The sequence below is a fragment of the Alteromonas sp. genome (assembly GCF_984505615.1).
In genome coordinates, this window is sequence record NZ_CFHOXV010000027.1 from 19,973 (window position 1) to 33,330 (window position 13,358).

General features: G+C 50.8%; 7 protein-coding genes. 5 read left to right on the forward strand and 2 right to left on the reverse strand.

Going from position 1 to position 13,358, the window contains the following annotated elements:
* Positions 1 to 140 precede the first annotated feature (140 nt).
* A complete protein-coding gene (locus tag AC4PME_RS14095) occupies positions 141 to 1,817 on the forward strand; it encodes an AMP-binding protein (protein ID WP_491045710.1) in 1,677 nt (558 codons plus the stop codon).
* 91 nt (positions 1,818 to 1,908) lie between these two features.
* Positions 1,909 to 2,304: a hypothetical protein gene (locus AC4PME_RS14100; RefSeq protein ID WP_491045711.1), complete on the forward strand. Its 396-nt coding sequence runs from the start codon at positions 1,909 to 1,911 to the stop codon at positions 2,302 to 2,304.
* Between the two features lie 66 nt (positions 2,305 to 2,370).
* Here the strand turns inward: AC4PME_RS14100 and AC4PME_RS14105 are convergent, their stop codons facing one another.
* Positions 2,371 to 3,024, reverse strand: coding sequence for a dUTP diphosphatase (locus AC4PME_RS14105; protein ID WP_474881588.1), 654 nt, complete (start codon positions 3,022 to 3,024; stop codon positions 2,371 to 2,373).
* A gap of 465 nt (positions 3,025 to 3,489) precedes the next feature.
* Here AC4PME_RS14105 and recC point away from each other — a divergent pair, with 465 nt between their 5' ends.
* Genes recC through recD form a run of 3 tightly spaced genes read left to right on the forward strand, consistent with a single transcriptional unit; the run spans position 3,490 to position 12,268 of the window.
* Positions 3,490 to 6,825 carry an exodeoxyribonuclease V subunit gamma gene (recC, locus tag AC4PME_RS14110; protein ID WP_491045712.1) on the forward strand — a complete coding sequence of 1,112 codons (3,336 nt, stop codon included), beginning with the start codon at positions 3,490 to 3,492 and terminating at the stop codon, positions 6,823 to 6,825.
* Positions 6,822 to 10,418 carry an exodeoxyribonuclease V subunit beta gene (gene recB, locus AC4PME_RS14115; protein ID WP_491045713.1) on the forward strand — a complete coding sequence of 1,199 codons (3,597 nt, stop codon included), beginning with the start codon at positions 6,822 to 6,824 and terminating at the stop codon, positions 10,416 to 10,418. Before recC ends, recB begins: the two co-directional genes overlap by 4 nt.
* Positions 10,415 to 12,268: an exodeoxyribonuclease V subunit alpha gene (gene recD, locus AC4PME_RS14120; RefSeq protein ID WP_491045714.1), complete on the forward strand. Its 1,854-nt coding sequence runs from the start codon at positions 10,415 to 10,417 to the stop codon at positions 12,266 to 12,268. The genes recB and recD overlap by 4 nt, the downstream gene beginning before the upstream one ends.
* A gap of 3 nt (positions 12,269 to 12,271) precedes the next feature.
* On the opposite strand, the gene AC4PME_RS14125 is transcribed toward recD, so the two are convergent.
* Positions 12,272 to 13,312 (reverse strand): M14 family metallopeptidase, encoded by a 1,041-nt coding sequence (locus AC4PME_RS14125; RefSeq protein ID WP_491045715.1) that lies wholly within the window; start codon positions 13,310 to 13,312, stop codon positions 12,272 to 12,274.
* Positions 13,313 to 13,358: the final 46 nt, after the last annotated feature.

Here is a 13,358-nt window from a genome sequence, read left to right on the forward strand (position 1 = left end):
ATGTATGCCTGTTAACTGGTTTAAGTGGTGTAAGTGTCAGTATCTACTATGATTAACCATGAATAACGCTTAGATTTATATAACCGCTTTGTGAATTTAATGTTAATCTCTGCGATACAATAGCGATAAAAACGGATGTAATGTCAATGACTCTAGCCGTCGTAAATGAAAATCAGCAAGTTCAGTATAGCCCTCTGGCCATGCTGTACCATTGGGAAAATACCCGGCCCACCGATACCTTTCTTGTTCAGCCTTCAGAGGGGCATTATCAACCTTATTCTTATGCCCAGGTTGCCGGTCTTGCAAGACGGGTAGCCCGCCGGTTAACTGAGTTGTCACTGCCCGCCGGCAGCCGTATTGGTATTTTCGCTAAAAATTGCGCGGAATGGTTTGTCGTTGATCTCGGGATCATGATGGCTGGTCATATTTCGGTACCCATTTTTGCTTCTGCCGGCGGGGATACGCTGAATTATGTTATTCGCCACGCAGATATTAAGCTCATGTTCATCGGCAAACTGGATAAGCCCGATACGCAATTACCTGCAGTGCCGGCTGACTTGCATACTGTGGCAATGCCTTATCCCGGGATCCCTGCCAGCGAGAAATGGGAAGCCTTTATTGCCTGCGAACCGCTAGCCGGCTCGCCTGATCGTGATCTTGATGATGTAATGACCATTATCTACACCTCCGGCAGCACCGGCGAGCCTAAAGGTGTGGTGCACAGTTTTCGCAGTATTTGCTGGGCAGCGGCTAATTCACTGGAAGCGCTGACGTTCTGTGCCACTGACCGGATGATGAGTTATTTGCCGCTGGCGCACATAACCGAACGGGTACTGGTAGAACTGGCCAGTTTCTATGCCGGCGGAAAAATCCACTTTGTCGAATCCCTTGATACCTTCCAGCGGGACGTAAAACATTGTCAGCCCACCTTGTTTATTTCTGTACCGCGGCTATGGACCAAGTTCCGAGATGGTGTGCTTGGCAAAATGCCACAGAAAAAATTGTCTTTGCTGTTAGCTATTCCTTTTATCAATTCCATGGTGAAAAAGAAGATACAGCAGGGATTGGGGTTATCAGAAGCACGCTTGTTTGCCAGCGGTTCAGCACCACTGGCTCCCGCTATTATCAGTTGGTTCAGTAAGATTGGTATTCCCATCAGTGAAGGCTGGGGAATGACGGAAAACAGTGCTTACGGGTCTGCCTGCGTACCGTTCCGGCAGGATAAAATAGGTAAAATTGGGAAGGCCTATAAAGGTGTGGATATCCGCATCAGCAGTGAAGGCGAAATTCAGGTTAAATCTCCCTGTAACATGGTGGAGTATTACCTGGATCCGGTAAAAACGGCGGAAGTCCTGACCCCTGACGGCTATTTAAAAACCGGTGATAAGGGAGAAATTGACAACGAAGGGTACGTGAAAATTACCGGACGCCTGAAGGATATATTTAAAACAGAAAAAGGAAAATATGTGACGCCGGCGCCTATTGAAGCCCGCATCATGGAGAATGATTTAATTGAGCAGGTGTGTGTCGTCGGTACCGGATTACCTCAACCGGTGGCCTTACTGGTGTTATCGGAGGAAGCCGTTAAGCAACCCAAACTGACACTGGAAACCCGTTTGCAAAGTACACTGAACGCAGTAAACAGCAATCTGGAAAGCCATCAGAAGCTTGATCATATGCTGGTGATCAATGAGGAGTGGACCATCGACAATGGATTACTCACTCCCACGCTGAAAGTGAAGCGACATGTGCTGGAGGAGCGGTATAAGTCAGTGATTCTGGCCGGATACCGGGAACCGGTTGTGTGGATTAACTAAATTTATTGGTTAAATTTAATACAGCTTTCAGTTTCTCTGTTACTATTAAAACTCTCCGGGTCGTCGGGGCCCGGCATGCAAAGGAACGCTTATGAAAATGAATGTATTACCCGTCACATTAGTATTCGCTTCACTGGCCTTATCTGCTTCAGCATACGCTGATGTTGCTGACTACATGAAAGCTGCCGGTGCGTTCTGTGACAAGCTGAAAGTGTGTATATCGCAGGAAATGGAAAAAGAAATGGGCGGCGAAGTTCCACCTCAAATGCGCGGGATGGTAGAAGGTATGGCCGACCAGATGTGTCAGCAATATGTACCTGAAATGTTCGAAGAGAAATTTGCTGCGCACGAAGACATAGTGGAGAAAAGTACAGAGTGTCTTAATGAGATGCTTGATGTTGACTGCAGTGAGTTTGAAGACTTAAATGAACCCGCTTCATGCAAAGAAGCTGAATCTATGGCAAAGGCCAGGGGTCTGATTGAATAGCCTCTCAGCCCGGATGAAAAAGTAGAAAGCTCACTAAAGAAGTGAGCTTTTTACTATGATTTATTCTCAGGCAGGATAGCGTTCTGCCAGTCCTGCGTAAACCTGATCAGCGTAGCTTTCGTGGTTGATATCCAGTGCCGCTAATACTTCCACAAGGTGTTCATTGTCTTCCCGGCCTTGCCACTCTTTGATATAGGTTCCGGCTTTATAACCATTGTCCTGACGGAAAAAGTTCAGCACATTCTTACCCACATACTGGCGAAACAACTCATCACTAGTCATTTCGCTTTGACCGGCGATATGCATAAACAGTGGCACACTGAAACGTTTTGCCGCACAAAGACCGGCCATCAGTTCCAGGTTATCCAGCAGTGACTGCTGCTCCGGGTGATAATCTGTGCCGTCAAACTGCACTTGCACTGAAGTCTGTGCAAGTTGTGCCGCCAGTGCATCAGCGGTTGCCTGCACATCACCCTGATAATCAATAATGCTTGCAGAAAGGGCAAAGTGCCAGATATCTACCAGCTCCATTTGTAACTGAGGTAAATCTTTCTGTTGTGCTTTCCACCACTTCCAGCCGTGGTGCTCAATAGCCTCTACCGATTCCACCATCGCGGCACGCAGGTAACCATATCCGGCGGTTAACCACTGAGGGTTCACTTTGGTGTTCATTTTATTTTGCAGCGAGAGCATGGTGGCGAGTTGTTGTTGGCTTAACATGTTTTTCTTCATAACGATTGTCAGGATGACAGAATTGTATAGGAACAGCATACGGGAGAAAAGCACTGGCAAGTTGCCTTGTCTTGGTGCGTTTGCACCAAAACAAAAAAACTGCTTTCGCAGTTTTTTGATGAGGCTAAGGCTAAGATTTTGAATTTTATAGATTATTTTTTTCTGGCACGCATAGTGCCTTATCTATAGTGTTATCTGTGCTTTCTCCTGGCGTTAACCTTTTCCGGTGCCAGGCAACGCCGCGAACCGGTTGTCACGAGTGAGCCCGTAACCTTGCCCATACAGATTTTTCGTGTCCTGAGGTCTGTATGGGTTTTTTTATCCACACAATTCTACCTCAAGGCCATTTTTTAGCCAACCGTTTATTTATTGAACTTTAGTCTGTTTTTTGCTGCTGGCTCATTCTCACGTTATCCCGTAACATGGGAAAAAATGCGTGAATTCAGGTGATCATTGCTAGCCCTTTATCCCTCAAACAAGCTCGAACATCTCAGTTTTTTATTGTCAGCGTTGCTTAGCCAACAGAGCCAGTCGGAAGACACGGCCTCTCTGTTCACACCGCAAACGATTCTGGTTGAAAGCCCCGGCATGCAGCACTGGCTGAACATGTCACTGGCTCAGGACCGTTCCGTGGCGATGAACCTGTCATTCCCTTTGCCGGTCAGGTTCATGTGGGATACCGCACGTAAAATACTCGGGGAAGAACGGGTGCCGAAACAGTCGCCGTTTCGGCGGGAAGTGCTGGTATGGCGGATAGACGCCATCATCCGCAGCGCTGCATTCTCTGAATTGCCGGAGGCTGAAGCGGTAAACCGTTACTGGCAGCAGTGCAGTAATGAAGAGGAAGCCAGTGTACAGCGCCTTCAATTTGCCACGGCGCTGGCAGACGTATACGAACAATACTTGTTATTCCGGCCTCAGTGGCTGTTCGCCTGGGAAGAAGGGAAGGGCGCAGACACCGGTAACAGCGATGAAGTCTGGCAGGCTGTTATTTGGCGCGCGCTGGTAAAAGAGAACCGCGATCATCCGGCCCGGCTTCATGCCGATGCGATGGAAGCGCTGGCAGAACGGGGCAGCGAACTGTCCTTACCGGAAAATATCATTGTTTTTGCCATTAACACCATGGCTCCGCAACTGGTGCAATTTCTCGATGCACTGGCTGTGCACACACATATCCATGTGTTTCACCTTAATCCCAGTGTGAATTACTGGGGCGAGGTAAAAAGTAACAAAGAGCAGGCGAAACTGTTACGGGAGTCCGGCCTGGCCCAATGGCAGGAAGCACGGCAGGACAACCCCCTGTTAGGTAACCTGGGTCAGCAGGGGCGTGATTTGTTTAACCTGCTTACCCCCCTTGAAAGCTATGAAGTCAGCGCATTCGACACCGATCCCTTGGTAGCAGAAGAGCTGGCCGGCCGGCGCCTGCATGCCATGCAGGAGGATATCTTACATGCCTGTGCACCTGAAGCCCGTTCCGGTTTTAACAGCGAAGACAACAGCATTACAGTTGTCAGTGCCCATACGGCGCTGAGGGAAGTTCAGGCACTGCACGATTACCTGCTGACGTTAATGAATACCGCTGGTGCTGACGGTGAAACCCCGTTGAAACCCTCTGATATTGTAGTGATGTGTCCCGCAATTGAAGAATATGCCCCATTTGTGGAGGCGGTTTTTCACCGTGTGGGTACGCCGGAAGCGGGCGATACTGAACCGCCCCGTATTCCGTGCTCCATCGCAGACCGTGCGCCCCTTGATGCCGAACCTATGATCGCCGCTTTTGTACGGTTACTCAGTTTGCCTGACAGTCGCTTTGAGGTTAGTCAGATCATTGATTATCTGCGTCTTGAACCGGTTCAGCGAAAGTTCCGGCTTACCTCTGAAGACATCGATATGATGAGCGAATGGTTGCACCAGGCACATGTGCACTGGGGTCGAAACGCTGCACATAAATCTGCCTTACTTGATAAGGAAGCGGCTGAGACCTTTACCTGGGCCTGGGGATTGCGACGTTTGCTCACCGGCATGACTATGAAGGACTCACCGTTAGTAGCCGGCGATATTCTGACTATTCCTGATGTGGAAGGGCAGAGTACAGTATTGCTGGGTAAGCTGATCCATTTACTTGAAGCGCTTTCCTTATTTGCCTCAGAATTGAAAGCGCCGCGAAGTGCTGACGCATGGCATGATTATCTCAATGAGATGAAAGCAGAATGTTTTGAAGCTACACCGGAAGATATGCCCGGTTGGGAAGCGATATCCAAAGCCACTGCTGATCTGGTAACCCATTGTGAGCAGGCTGGTTTCAGTGATGAGCTTACACTGAGTCAAATCCGTGCGGTGCTGGTAAAAAAATTCACTACGCCGGATGCGGCGAACCACTTCCTCACTGGTCAGGTAACCTTCTGTTCCATGCTGCCTATGCGCAGCATCCCTTTCAAAGTCGTATGTATTCTTGGCCTTAATGACGGTGAATTTCCCCGTCAGTCAGCCCCGCTCAGCATCGATTTAATGGCAAAGACGCCCCGTAAAACCGGTGACCGTTCAAGACGTCTGGAAGACCGCTACCTGTTTCTGGAAGCATTAATCTCTGCCCGTGAATATTTGTATCTGAGTTATCAGGGACGGCGGGGAAAAGACAATACAGAACGCCAACCCAGTCTGGTGTTGTCAGAATTACTTGCGGTGCTCAGCAGCGGGTATGAATTTACGCCGTCCTGTGTGCGGCAGTTACCTTTACATCCGTTCAGTGCCGCCAACTTTACCGGTGATATGCCCTCGTTTGAAAGCGGCTGGTTCCGTCTGGCCGGTGCGGTAACGACTGTACCTGACGGAAGTCAGGGTGAGTTTGCTGCTACTTCTGCTCCGTTGCCGCAGGCTGTTATCAGCACAGACGATATGGCAGGCGTGTTCGACAACCCGCTGCGGGCATTTGCCGGTCAGAGACTGGGTGTCCGGCTGGAACAGGCTGAACCTTTGCTTGCTGATGAGGAGCCCTTCAGTGAAAACAATCTGCTGCGGTTTAATGCGTTAAGGGCCTTTACGGAGGCGGGTATTCACCAGCAGGATAAGACACTGGTGAGAGAAACGTTACAAAAAAGCGGTGATTTTCCTGATACCCCGCTGACACCTGCACTGATGGAAAGCTGGGAACAGGCAGGCGCGCAATTATCTTCAGGCCTGGGTTTGCATATGGCAGAGCAGAATTATATCAGCGCTGATCTGGGGGAATTACAGTTAGAAGCCGGTGCCTGGCTTGGCAGCGACGGCCTTAAAATGCTGCATTACGGTTCGCAGAACGCAAAAAGGATGATGGCCCAGTACCTGACGTTGTTATGTTTTAACGCAAACGGAAATGATCTGCCCCTGCAGGTTTTTTACCTGAAATGGGCAAAGGGACAGGCAGAGCTCAGGCAGGCGACATGGCACCCTGTCATGATGGAAGTAGCTCAGCAACGTCTTGAAGAAATTGGTGCATTGTACAGGCAGATATTAAGCGAACCGGTGCCCTGTTTTGCCGGGCTGGCAGTAGAGTTAACGAAAAAATATACCGGTGGCCGGAAAAAAGAAAAGCCACAAATCCCGCTATCACAATGGTTGTCATCGCCTGAGGGCTTAAAAACCTGGGAGAACGCACTGGACAGCGGTTTTATGCAGGCAAGCATCAACGACGACCCGTATGTGCGCTGGTTCTTCCCGCAAGGCTTGCTACCGGACCAATTTCCCTGTGAAGCCGCAGAGCGGTTTTTCGTGCCGCTGTTGTTAAATCAGAAAGATGGAAAAGTCTCGTGAGTGAATCTTCCGTGCAATCCTCCTCCCTTGATGTTATTGCCATGCCCCTTCGCGGCCGGCACTTAATTGAAGCCAGTGCCGGGACCGGTAAAACCTTCAATATCACCCGTATTTACCTGCGGCTGTTGCTGGAAAAAAGCTATACCGTGCAACAGATCCTGGTCATGACGTTTACCAAAGCGGCCACAGAAGAAATTAAAGGGCGGATAGCTGAAACCCTTCGCGAAGCTGTTGATTTGTGGCGGCATGCGGCTTCTCAATCATCGTTACCGGACAGCGCCGATCCGGTATTTCACGCGCTGTATGCTATTGCTCCGGGTGAGCAGGGGCTGGCAAAGCTGGAAGCGGCATTGCTGGAACTGGATGAAGCCGCGGTATTCACCATTCATGGCTTTTGTAATCACGTGTTGTCCCAACTGGCGTTTGCCAGCGGCTCGCCCATGTCTCTGACGCTTGAAACGGATACACAGGCTCTCTGGGAAGAAGCGGCGGCAGACTGGATACGGATTATGGCATTGCAACCGCAGCAATATGCGTTACTCGCAGAAGCGGGCTGGCATGTGCCCGGGCAGTTTATCGCTGAGTTTAATCAGGCTATTAAGAGTGAGCTGGAGCCGGAATACTGCGATGATGAAGCTGTTCTGCGCCAGTACGAAAAAGGGCTGAACAACCTGAAAGTGCGCTTTCAGCACACGTTTCATGATTTATACAGTGAACTGAAAATCCATGAAGCGCTCATCAGCGAAAAACTGATTTTAAGTAAAAAAGGCAGTGAGCGGGATGAGCGGGCAGCAGAATGGGAAGTGTTGCTGAACTGGCTGGAAGCGAAGCGGATTGGTTCTCCGGATAAAGCGGCGAAAGAATTCGTCAAAGGCACCAGGTATTCCAGACAAAAAGAGGTGAAAGCGGTCCTGGAGCCGGTTAAAGATTTCATCATTAGCCTGGAAAAAGAGCTGGCGCAGCTGGACGCGGCAAAACAAAAAAATGAACAGCAACAACCGCTGTATAAACTGGTCTGTGAAGGCTTTGCGTGGATACGGCAGCATGTGGCTAATGCAAAACGCAGGTTGGGCATTGTCGATTTTGACGACCTTATCCGTCTGCTGGCGCAGAAGGTAAAGGGTGGCGATGACACGCTGAAAAAAGCGCTGCGGGCGTTATATCCGGTGGCACTGATTGATGAATTTCAGGATACCGACGACAGCCAGTACAGCATTTTATCTGCGGTTTATCCTTCCGGCAGCGATGATTTGACCCTGATGATGATTGGCGATCCTAAACAGGCGATTTACGGCTTCAGGGGCGGGGATATTTTCACTTATCTGGAAGCTGGCCGTCAGGCGGATTACCGGTGGGTGATGGACACAAACTGGCGCTCTGTTGCGCCCATGGTCGACGCCTATAACCGTCTTTTTTACGGTGCGCCTGTGGAAGCGCAAGCCCGTGATGTCTTCGGTTACGGCATCCGGTACGAGCCGGTAAAATCGACTGAGCATGCCAAAGCCGCGAAACATCCCTTAAGCGATCCTGCTGAACGTGCCGCACTGAATTATGTGGTACTGGAAGCTGAAGAAGACACGCCTGCCAATGCCAATACGTTGTCTCTGCAACTGGCTAACTGGATGAGTCATGAGATCCAACGCTTGCTGTCTGAGGCAATGTTGGGTGAAACACCTTTACAGCCTGCTGATATCGCCATTCTCGTCCGCTCCGGGCCGGAAGCCGATCTGGTCAAAAAGGCATTGCGGCAGGTCGGGCTGGGTTCGGTTTATCTCAGCACCAGTACCTCTTTGTTCGCATCGGCAGAAGCAGCAGATTTATACCGTGTTCTCGACGGCATATGGCACAGTGAGCAAATACGGCGTCTTTCTGCAGCCCTTGCCAGTCCGCTGATGGGGTATCCCCATGAAGAGCTCGTTGCCATGCTTCATGATGAAGACGATGACCTGTGGGAAGACTGCATGGCGGAAGTGGGCACACTTCGCCAGATATGGCTGAAACAGGGTTGTATGGCCGTGGTACTGAATTTGCTGCGGCGCAGGTTCCGGGTCACCGGCCGCGATACTGAACGACAACTGACCAACTATATGCATCTGGCGGAAGTGCTGGAACAACAGGCGTCGGCCACATTGCAGCCGGAGCAGTTACTGCAATGGTTGCACCGTCAGGTACATGATCCTCAGTATGGTGAGGAACAAATCCAGCGCCTTGAGAGCGATGCGCGGCTGATTCAAATCATTACCCAGCACGGTTCTAAAGGACTGGAATATCCGGTGGTTTTTGTACCTTTTGCCAGCCGCTACCGCGACCCGGTAAAGCAGGGCACCCGGGATCTGACAATTTATAAATACTACAACAGCGAAACCGGAAAACAGACCCTGCAACTCGGGGCTACTGAGGAAGTGGCGGCACAGGTCCGTGATGAAGGTGAAGCGGAAGCCATGCGCTTGCTGTATGTGGCCATTACCCGTGCCGCACACCGGTGTTACTTAGGCGTAGCCCCCTATAAAAATAATGAACGCTCAGCGCTGGGTAAAGCCGCTGATGTGAAAGCAGGAGAAAGCTGGTACTTGCCGGTAAACAAAGTGGAGCTGGAGAACGGCGGGCATACCCGCTATTTGCAGGCCGCTGAATTACCTGCAGAGCCTCATTCTGATCACACTGCTTTCCCACAAGCCAGTGAAGTACCACTGGCAATCAGCCAGTTCAAAGGCTCTGTTGAAGATGCATGGCGTTTGTATTCTTTTACCGCGCTGACCAGACAGCAGATTGCGGTTAAACAGACGGCCCGTGACGAAGAAACCGACCTTGCAGTGCCGGGAAACGAGCCTGTTGCAGGCGAATTACCCATCCGTTTCACCCTTGAAAAAGGGGCAACGGCCGGTAACTTGCTGCACGATTTACTGGAAGTGACCGATTTTACTGCGCCAGACTGGCAGTCTCATCGCAGTATGGCCAATCGCTTAAGCCTGAGTGATGATGATTTCAGCGCGCTCAGCTGCTGGATGGACGAAGTACTCGCCACGCCGCTCTGCGCCCCGGGACTGCGCGTTCCCCTCAACAGCCTGTCGCTGCCTGTTACATTGCGGGAGGCAGAATTTTATTTTCCGGTTGAGAAAGCCAACTGGTGGTCAATAAGCCGTATCCTTACTGCCCATCGCAGCGCAGTAAACGGCGATAACGCGCTGGCAGTACCCAAGCTATCCCGTCCCATGCTGGAAGGTATGATGCACGGCTTCATTGATTTAATTTTTGAGCACGACGGGCGTTTTTATGTGGCGGATTATAAATCCACCCATCTGGGCGATACGTTCACCGGTTATTCTTTCAATGCGCTGGCGGACAATAACCAGCACCATTTGTACGATCTGCAATATTTATTGTATGCACTGGCATTGCACCGGTTTCTGACAGTCAGTAAACCGGATTATGACATTCACCGCCACCTGGGCGGGGTGTTTTATCTTTATGTGCGCGGCATGCATCCTGACAACAGCGGTAGTGAAGGCGTGTTCTATACGCCCCTTGCGGCTGAACTCGTTCTCGCACTGGATGCGGCCTTCAAAGGTGAAACCGGGGAGGTCGCGTTATGACAATACCTGCTATGAAAACCTACGCTGGTATCGAATCCATTGATTATTATTTTGCCCGCCATTATGTGCAGGCAGTGGATGCCTCAATCCGCACTGACGCGTTTCATTTGCTGGTGGCATTGTCATGGCACTTGCGTCAGGGACATACCTGCCTGCCACTGGCAGAAATTGCCGGAAAGCAATTGTTTGATGATGAGGAACAGGCATGTGACGGGGTGACATTTGCGGAACTCACCCCCCTCATCAGGCTGGCAAGAACACTGGCTGAAACCTTTGAAGATCCGCAACAGCTGGTTTACCACAGAGGCAAGCTCTATACAGCCCGCTACCATGATTTTGAACAGGTTGTAGCAAAAGGAGTCGTGCAGCGACTGCACGCCAGACAATTTACTGATGAAGACTATACGCGGTTGCAAAAGATCTGGCGGCATCTGTTTCCGGTGACGCCGGTACTGGATCAGGACTGGCAGCAGATTGCGGTTGCCTGTGCACTGACACGGGAATTTGCAGTGATTAACGGCGGCCCCGGGACAGGTAAAACCTACACCGTAGCCCGTTTACTGCTGGCATTGCAGGCTTCGTCGGAAAAAGCGCTGAATATTAAGCTGGCTGCGCCTACCGGAAAAGCGGCTCAACGTTTAACAGAGTCAGTGAGTGACAGCCTGAATGGCATTACCGGCGCAGATATTGAGCCACTTAAAGCGCGCATAGTCACACAGGCCAGCACCTTGCACCGGTTACTGGGGATCCGGCCAAACTGGGTCAGACCGCGGCATCATTCCGATAATCCGGTGCAGTGTGACGTATTCATTATCGATGAGGCTTCAATGGTAGATCTTGCCCTGATGGCGCGGGTTTTCCGTGCCTTACCGGATGACGCCAGGGTCTATCTGGTGGGCGATGCCAATCAGTTACCTTCCGTTGAGTCGGGCAATGTGCTTGAAGCGCTGGCTGGCAATGATGACGACCGTCATCTTACTGTGCCTGCTGAGCTTGCTGCACATGTACATAAATTGTGTCCGCATTTACCCGGTCTTGCCACCGACGATGAACAGCTTACTACCGTGTTTTCTCTGAAAGTCAGTCAGCGTTACAGCGGTAAACTGGCAGAAATTGCAGTGGCGGTCAGAACCGGTAACAGCGATGACATGCTGGCACGGCTGACCCGTGTCAGTGAGCCGGTAACCGGTTTGTTAAGCCTGGAAGATGTGGTGCTCATGCCGCCACCTGAAAACACGGATTTCACCAAACTGGTAAAAGACAGCTTCGCGCCGCTGCAGCAGGCAACATCACCGGCTTCTGCACTGGCTGCTATGGGACAATGCCGGTGGCTGACACCGGTGCGCAACGGCAAACAAAGTGTCAGCGAACTGAATACGTCTATAGAGCGCATTTTGCAGCCCGGTAAGCTGAATGGCCGGGACATCCACTATACAGGAAGGCCTGTGATGGTCATGGAAAATGACTATACACAGCGATTGTTCAATGGTGATACGGGCGTGATCTGGCCTGATGACAATAAACAACTGAAAGCATGGTTTACTGATGACCAGGGTGCGTTAAGGGCGGTGAGTTTATCCCGGTTACCTGCAGTAGAAACGGTGTACGCCATGACCATACACAAATCACAGGGATCGGAGTTTCAGCGGGTGGTAATGTGGTTGCCGGAAGCAAGCGGTAAAGCAGCCAGCTTGTTTACCCGCGAACTGTTATATACCGGACTGACCAGGGCGAAAAAAGGGTGTGTGATGATAGGTCACACTCAGCGGATCAAAGAGATTATCGCTCAGCGGGCTACCCGTTTCTCCGGTTTACAGGCATGCATTGAAGAAAACTGGCATCACACCTGATCATCAAACCTGAAAGTAAAACAGGCAATCTGATTTAGCCGTTTCTGCCAGCCGGTTTACTACAATGAGCATCATGGGCATGGTCACTGTAAGACAATGATCGTCAGCACAGAACCAGGTGCTGACGGCTTCTCTGGGGCTTCTTCCGGCGATGCGGAAATGGCTGAGTTTATGATGGTCCACCCATCCGAGTACATCGCCGGGATTGACCTGTGTAAAACTCAGACCGGATATGTCCTGCCGCAACGTGCAATTGACGCCGAACACCGGTTTATCTGAATACGTCAGCGCCGCACTTCTTCGCAGTTCTAGTCTTCGCGGCTGTTTAAGTATGTTAACCAGCTGACGGGGATGGATTGTTCCGGTTTGCCAGAAATGCATCAGGCCTTTGTATAACTGACTACGCTGAAGACCGGTATATTCCGCCGGTGCATAGACAGAAATGAGGGGATGATCTGCAGATAAATCCGTAATCGCACCGGTCTTGAGGGGAGACCAGAGCAGATTGCCGGAGAAAAAAGATGTCAGAGCACAGGTATCTCTGTTTTCTGTCGCCGAAATGGCAAAGGTTTCTGTGAGCACGCAGGAGTCGTGGATATCGACCAGCGCACCGGGTTGCCATTTTTCAATCTGGTTGAGCAGTGTATTAGCGGGATGTCCGGGCTGGCAGATGAAAGGGTCGCGAAAGCAGCGGTTGAGATCCCGCTGACCCGGTAAAAACGGATGACTGAATTGAGGAAGCAGTTTCGCTGCTTCTACTGAGATAATCACAATTTTCATGTCCGTGGCAGGTTCGCCGCCATAGATCATGGTAGCCAGTAATGTTCGTAAACTGTTGCTGTTGTCTCCGTGCAGCAGGCTGGTAATTACTCTGCAGGGTGTTTCTTTCCCCTTTTTTTCCTTCCCTTTGATGTGCAGTACTGACGGGCCGGGCAACTGGGCAATGAAATCTGTTGCAGAGGCGGGGAGCAGAGCGGTATCCACATCATAAAAGTGATAGAACCCGTCCTGCTCAGTATCGGTTTTCCGGAATGCCGCCGTCATAATTATTCCTGTATCGCCATGAGATCCGTTATTCACAGAAAGCATA

Bases quoted from the DNA above. Each gene is read 5' to 3' on its own strand.
- AC4PME_RS14095 (WP_491045710.1), top strand. From the start codon at position 141: ATGTCAATGACTCTAGCCGTCGTAAATGAAAATCAGCAAGTTCAGTAT.
- AC4PME_RS14100 (WP_491045711.1), top strand. From the start codon at position 1,909: ATGAAAATGAATGTATTACCCGTCACATTAGTATTCGCTTCACTGGCC.
- AC4PME_RS14105 (WP_474881588.1), bottom strand. From the start codon at position 3,024: ATGTTAAGCCAACAACAACTCGCCACCATGCTCTCGCTGCAAAATAAA.
- recD (WP_491045714.1), top strand. From the start codon at position 10,415: ATGACAATACCTGCTATGAAAACCTACGCTGGTATCGAATCCATTGAT.
- AC4PME_RS14125 (WP_491045715.1), bottom strand. From the start codon at position 13,312: ATGACGGCGGCATTCCGGAAAACCGATACTGAGCAGGACGGGTTCTAT.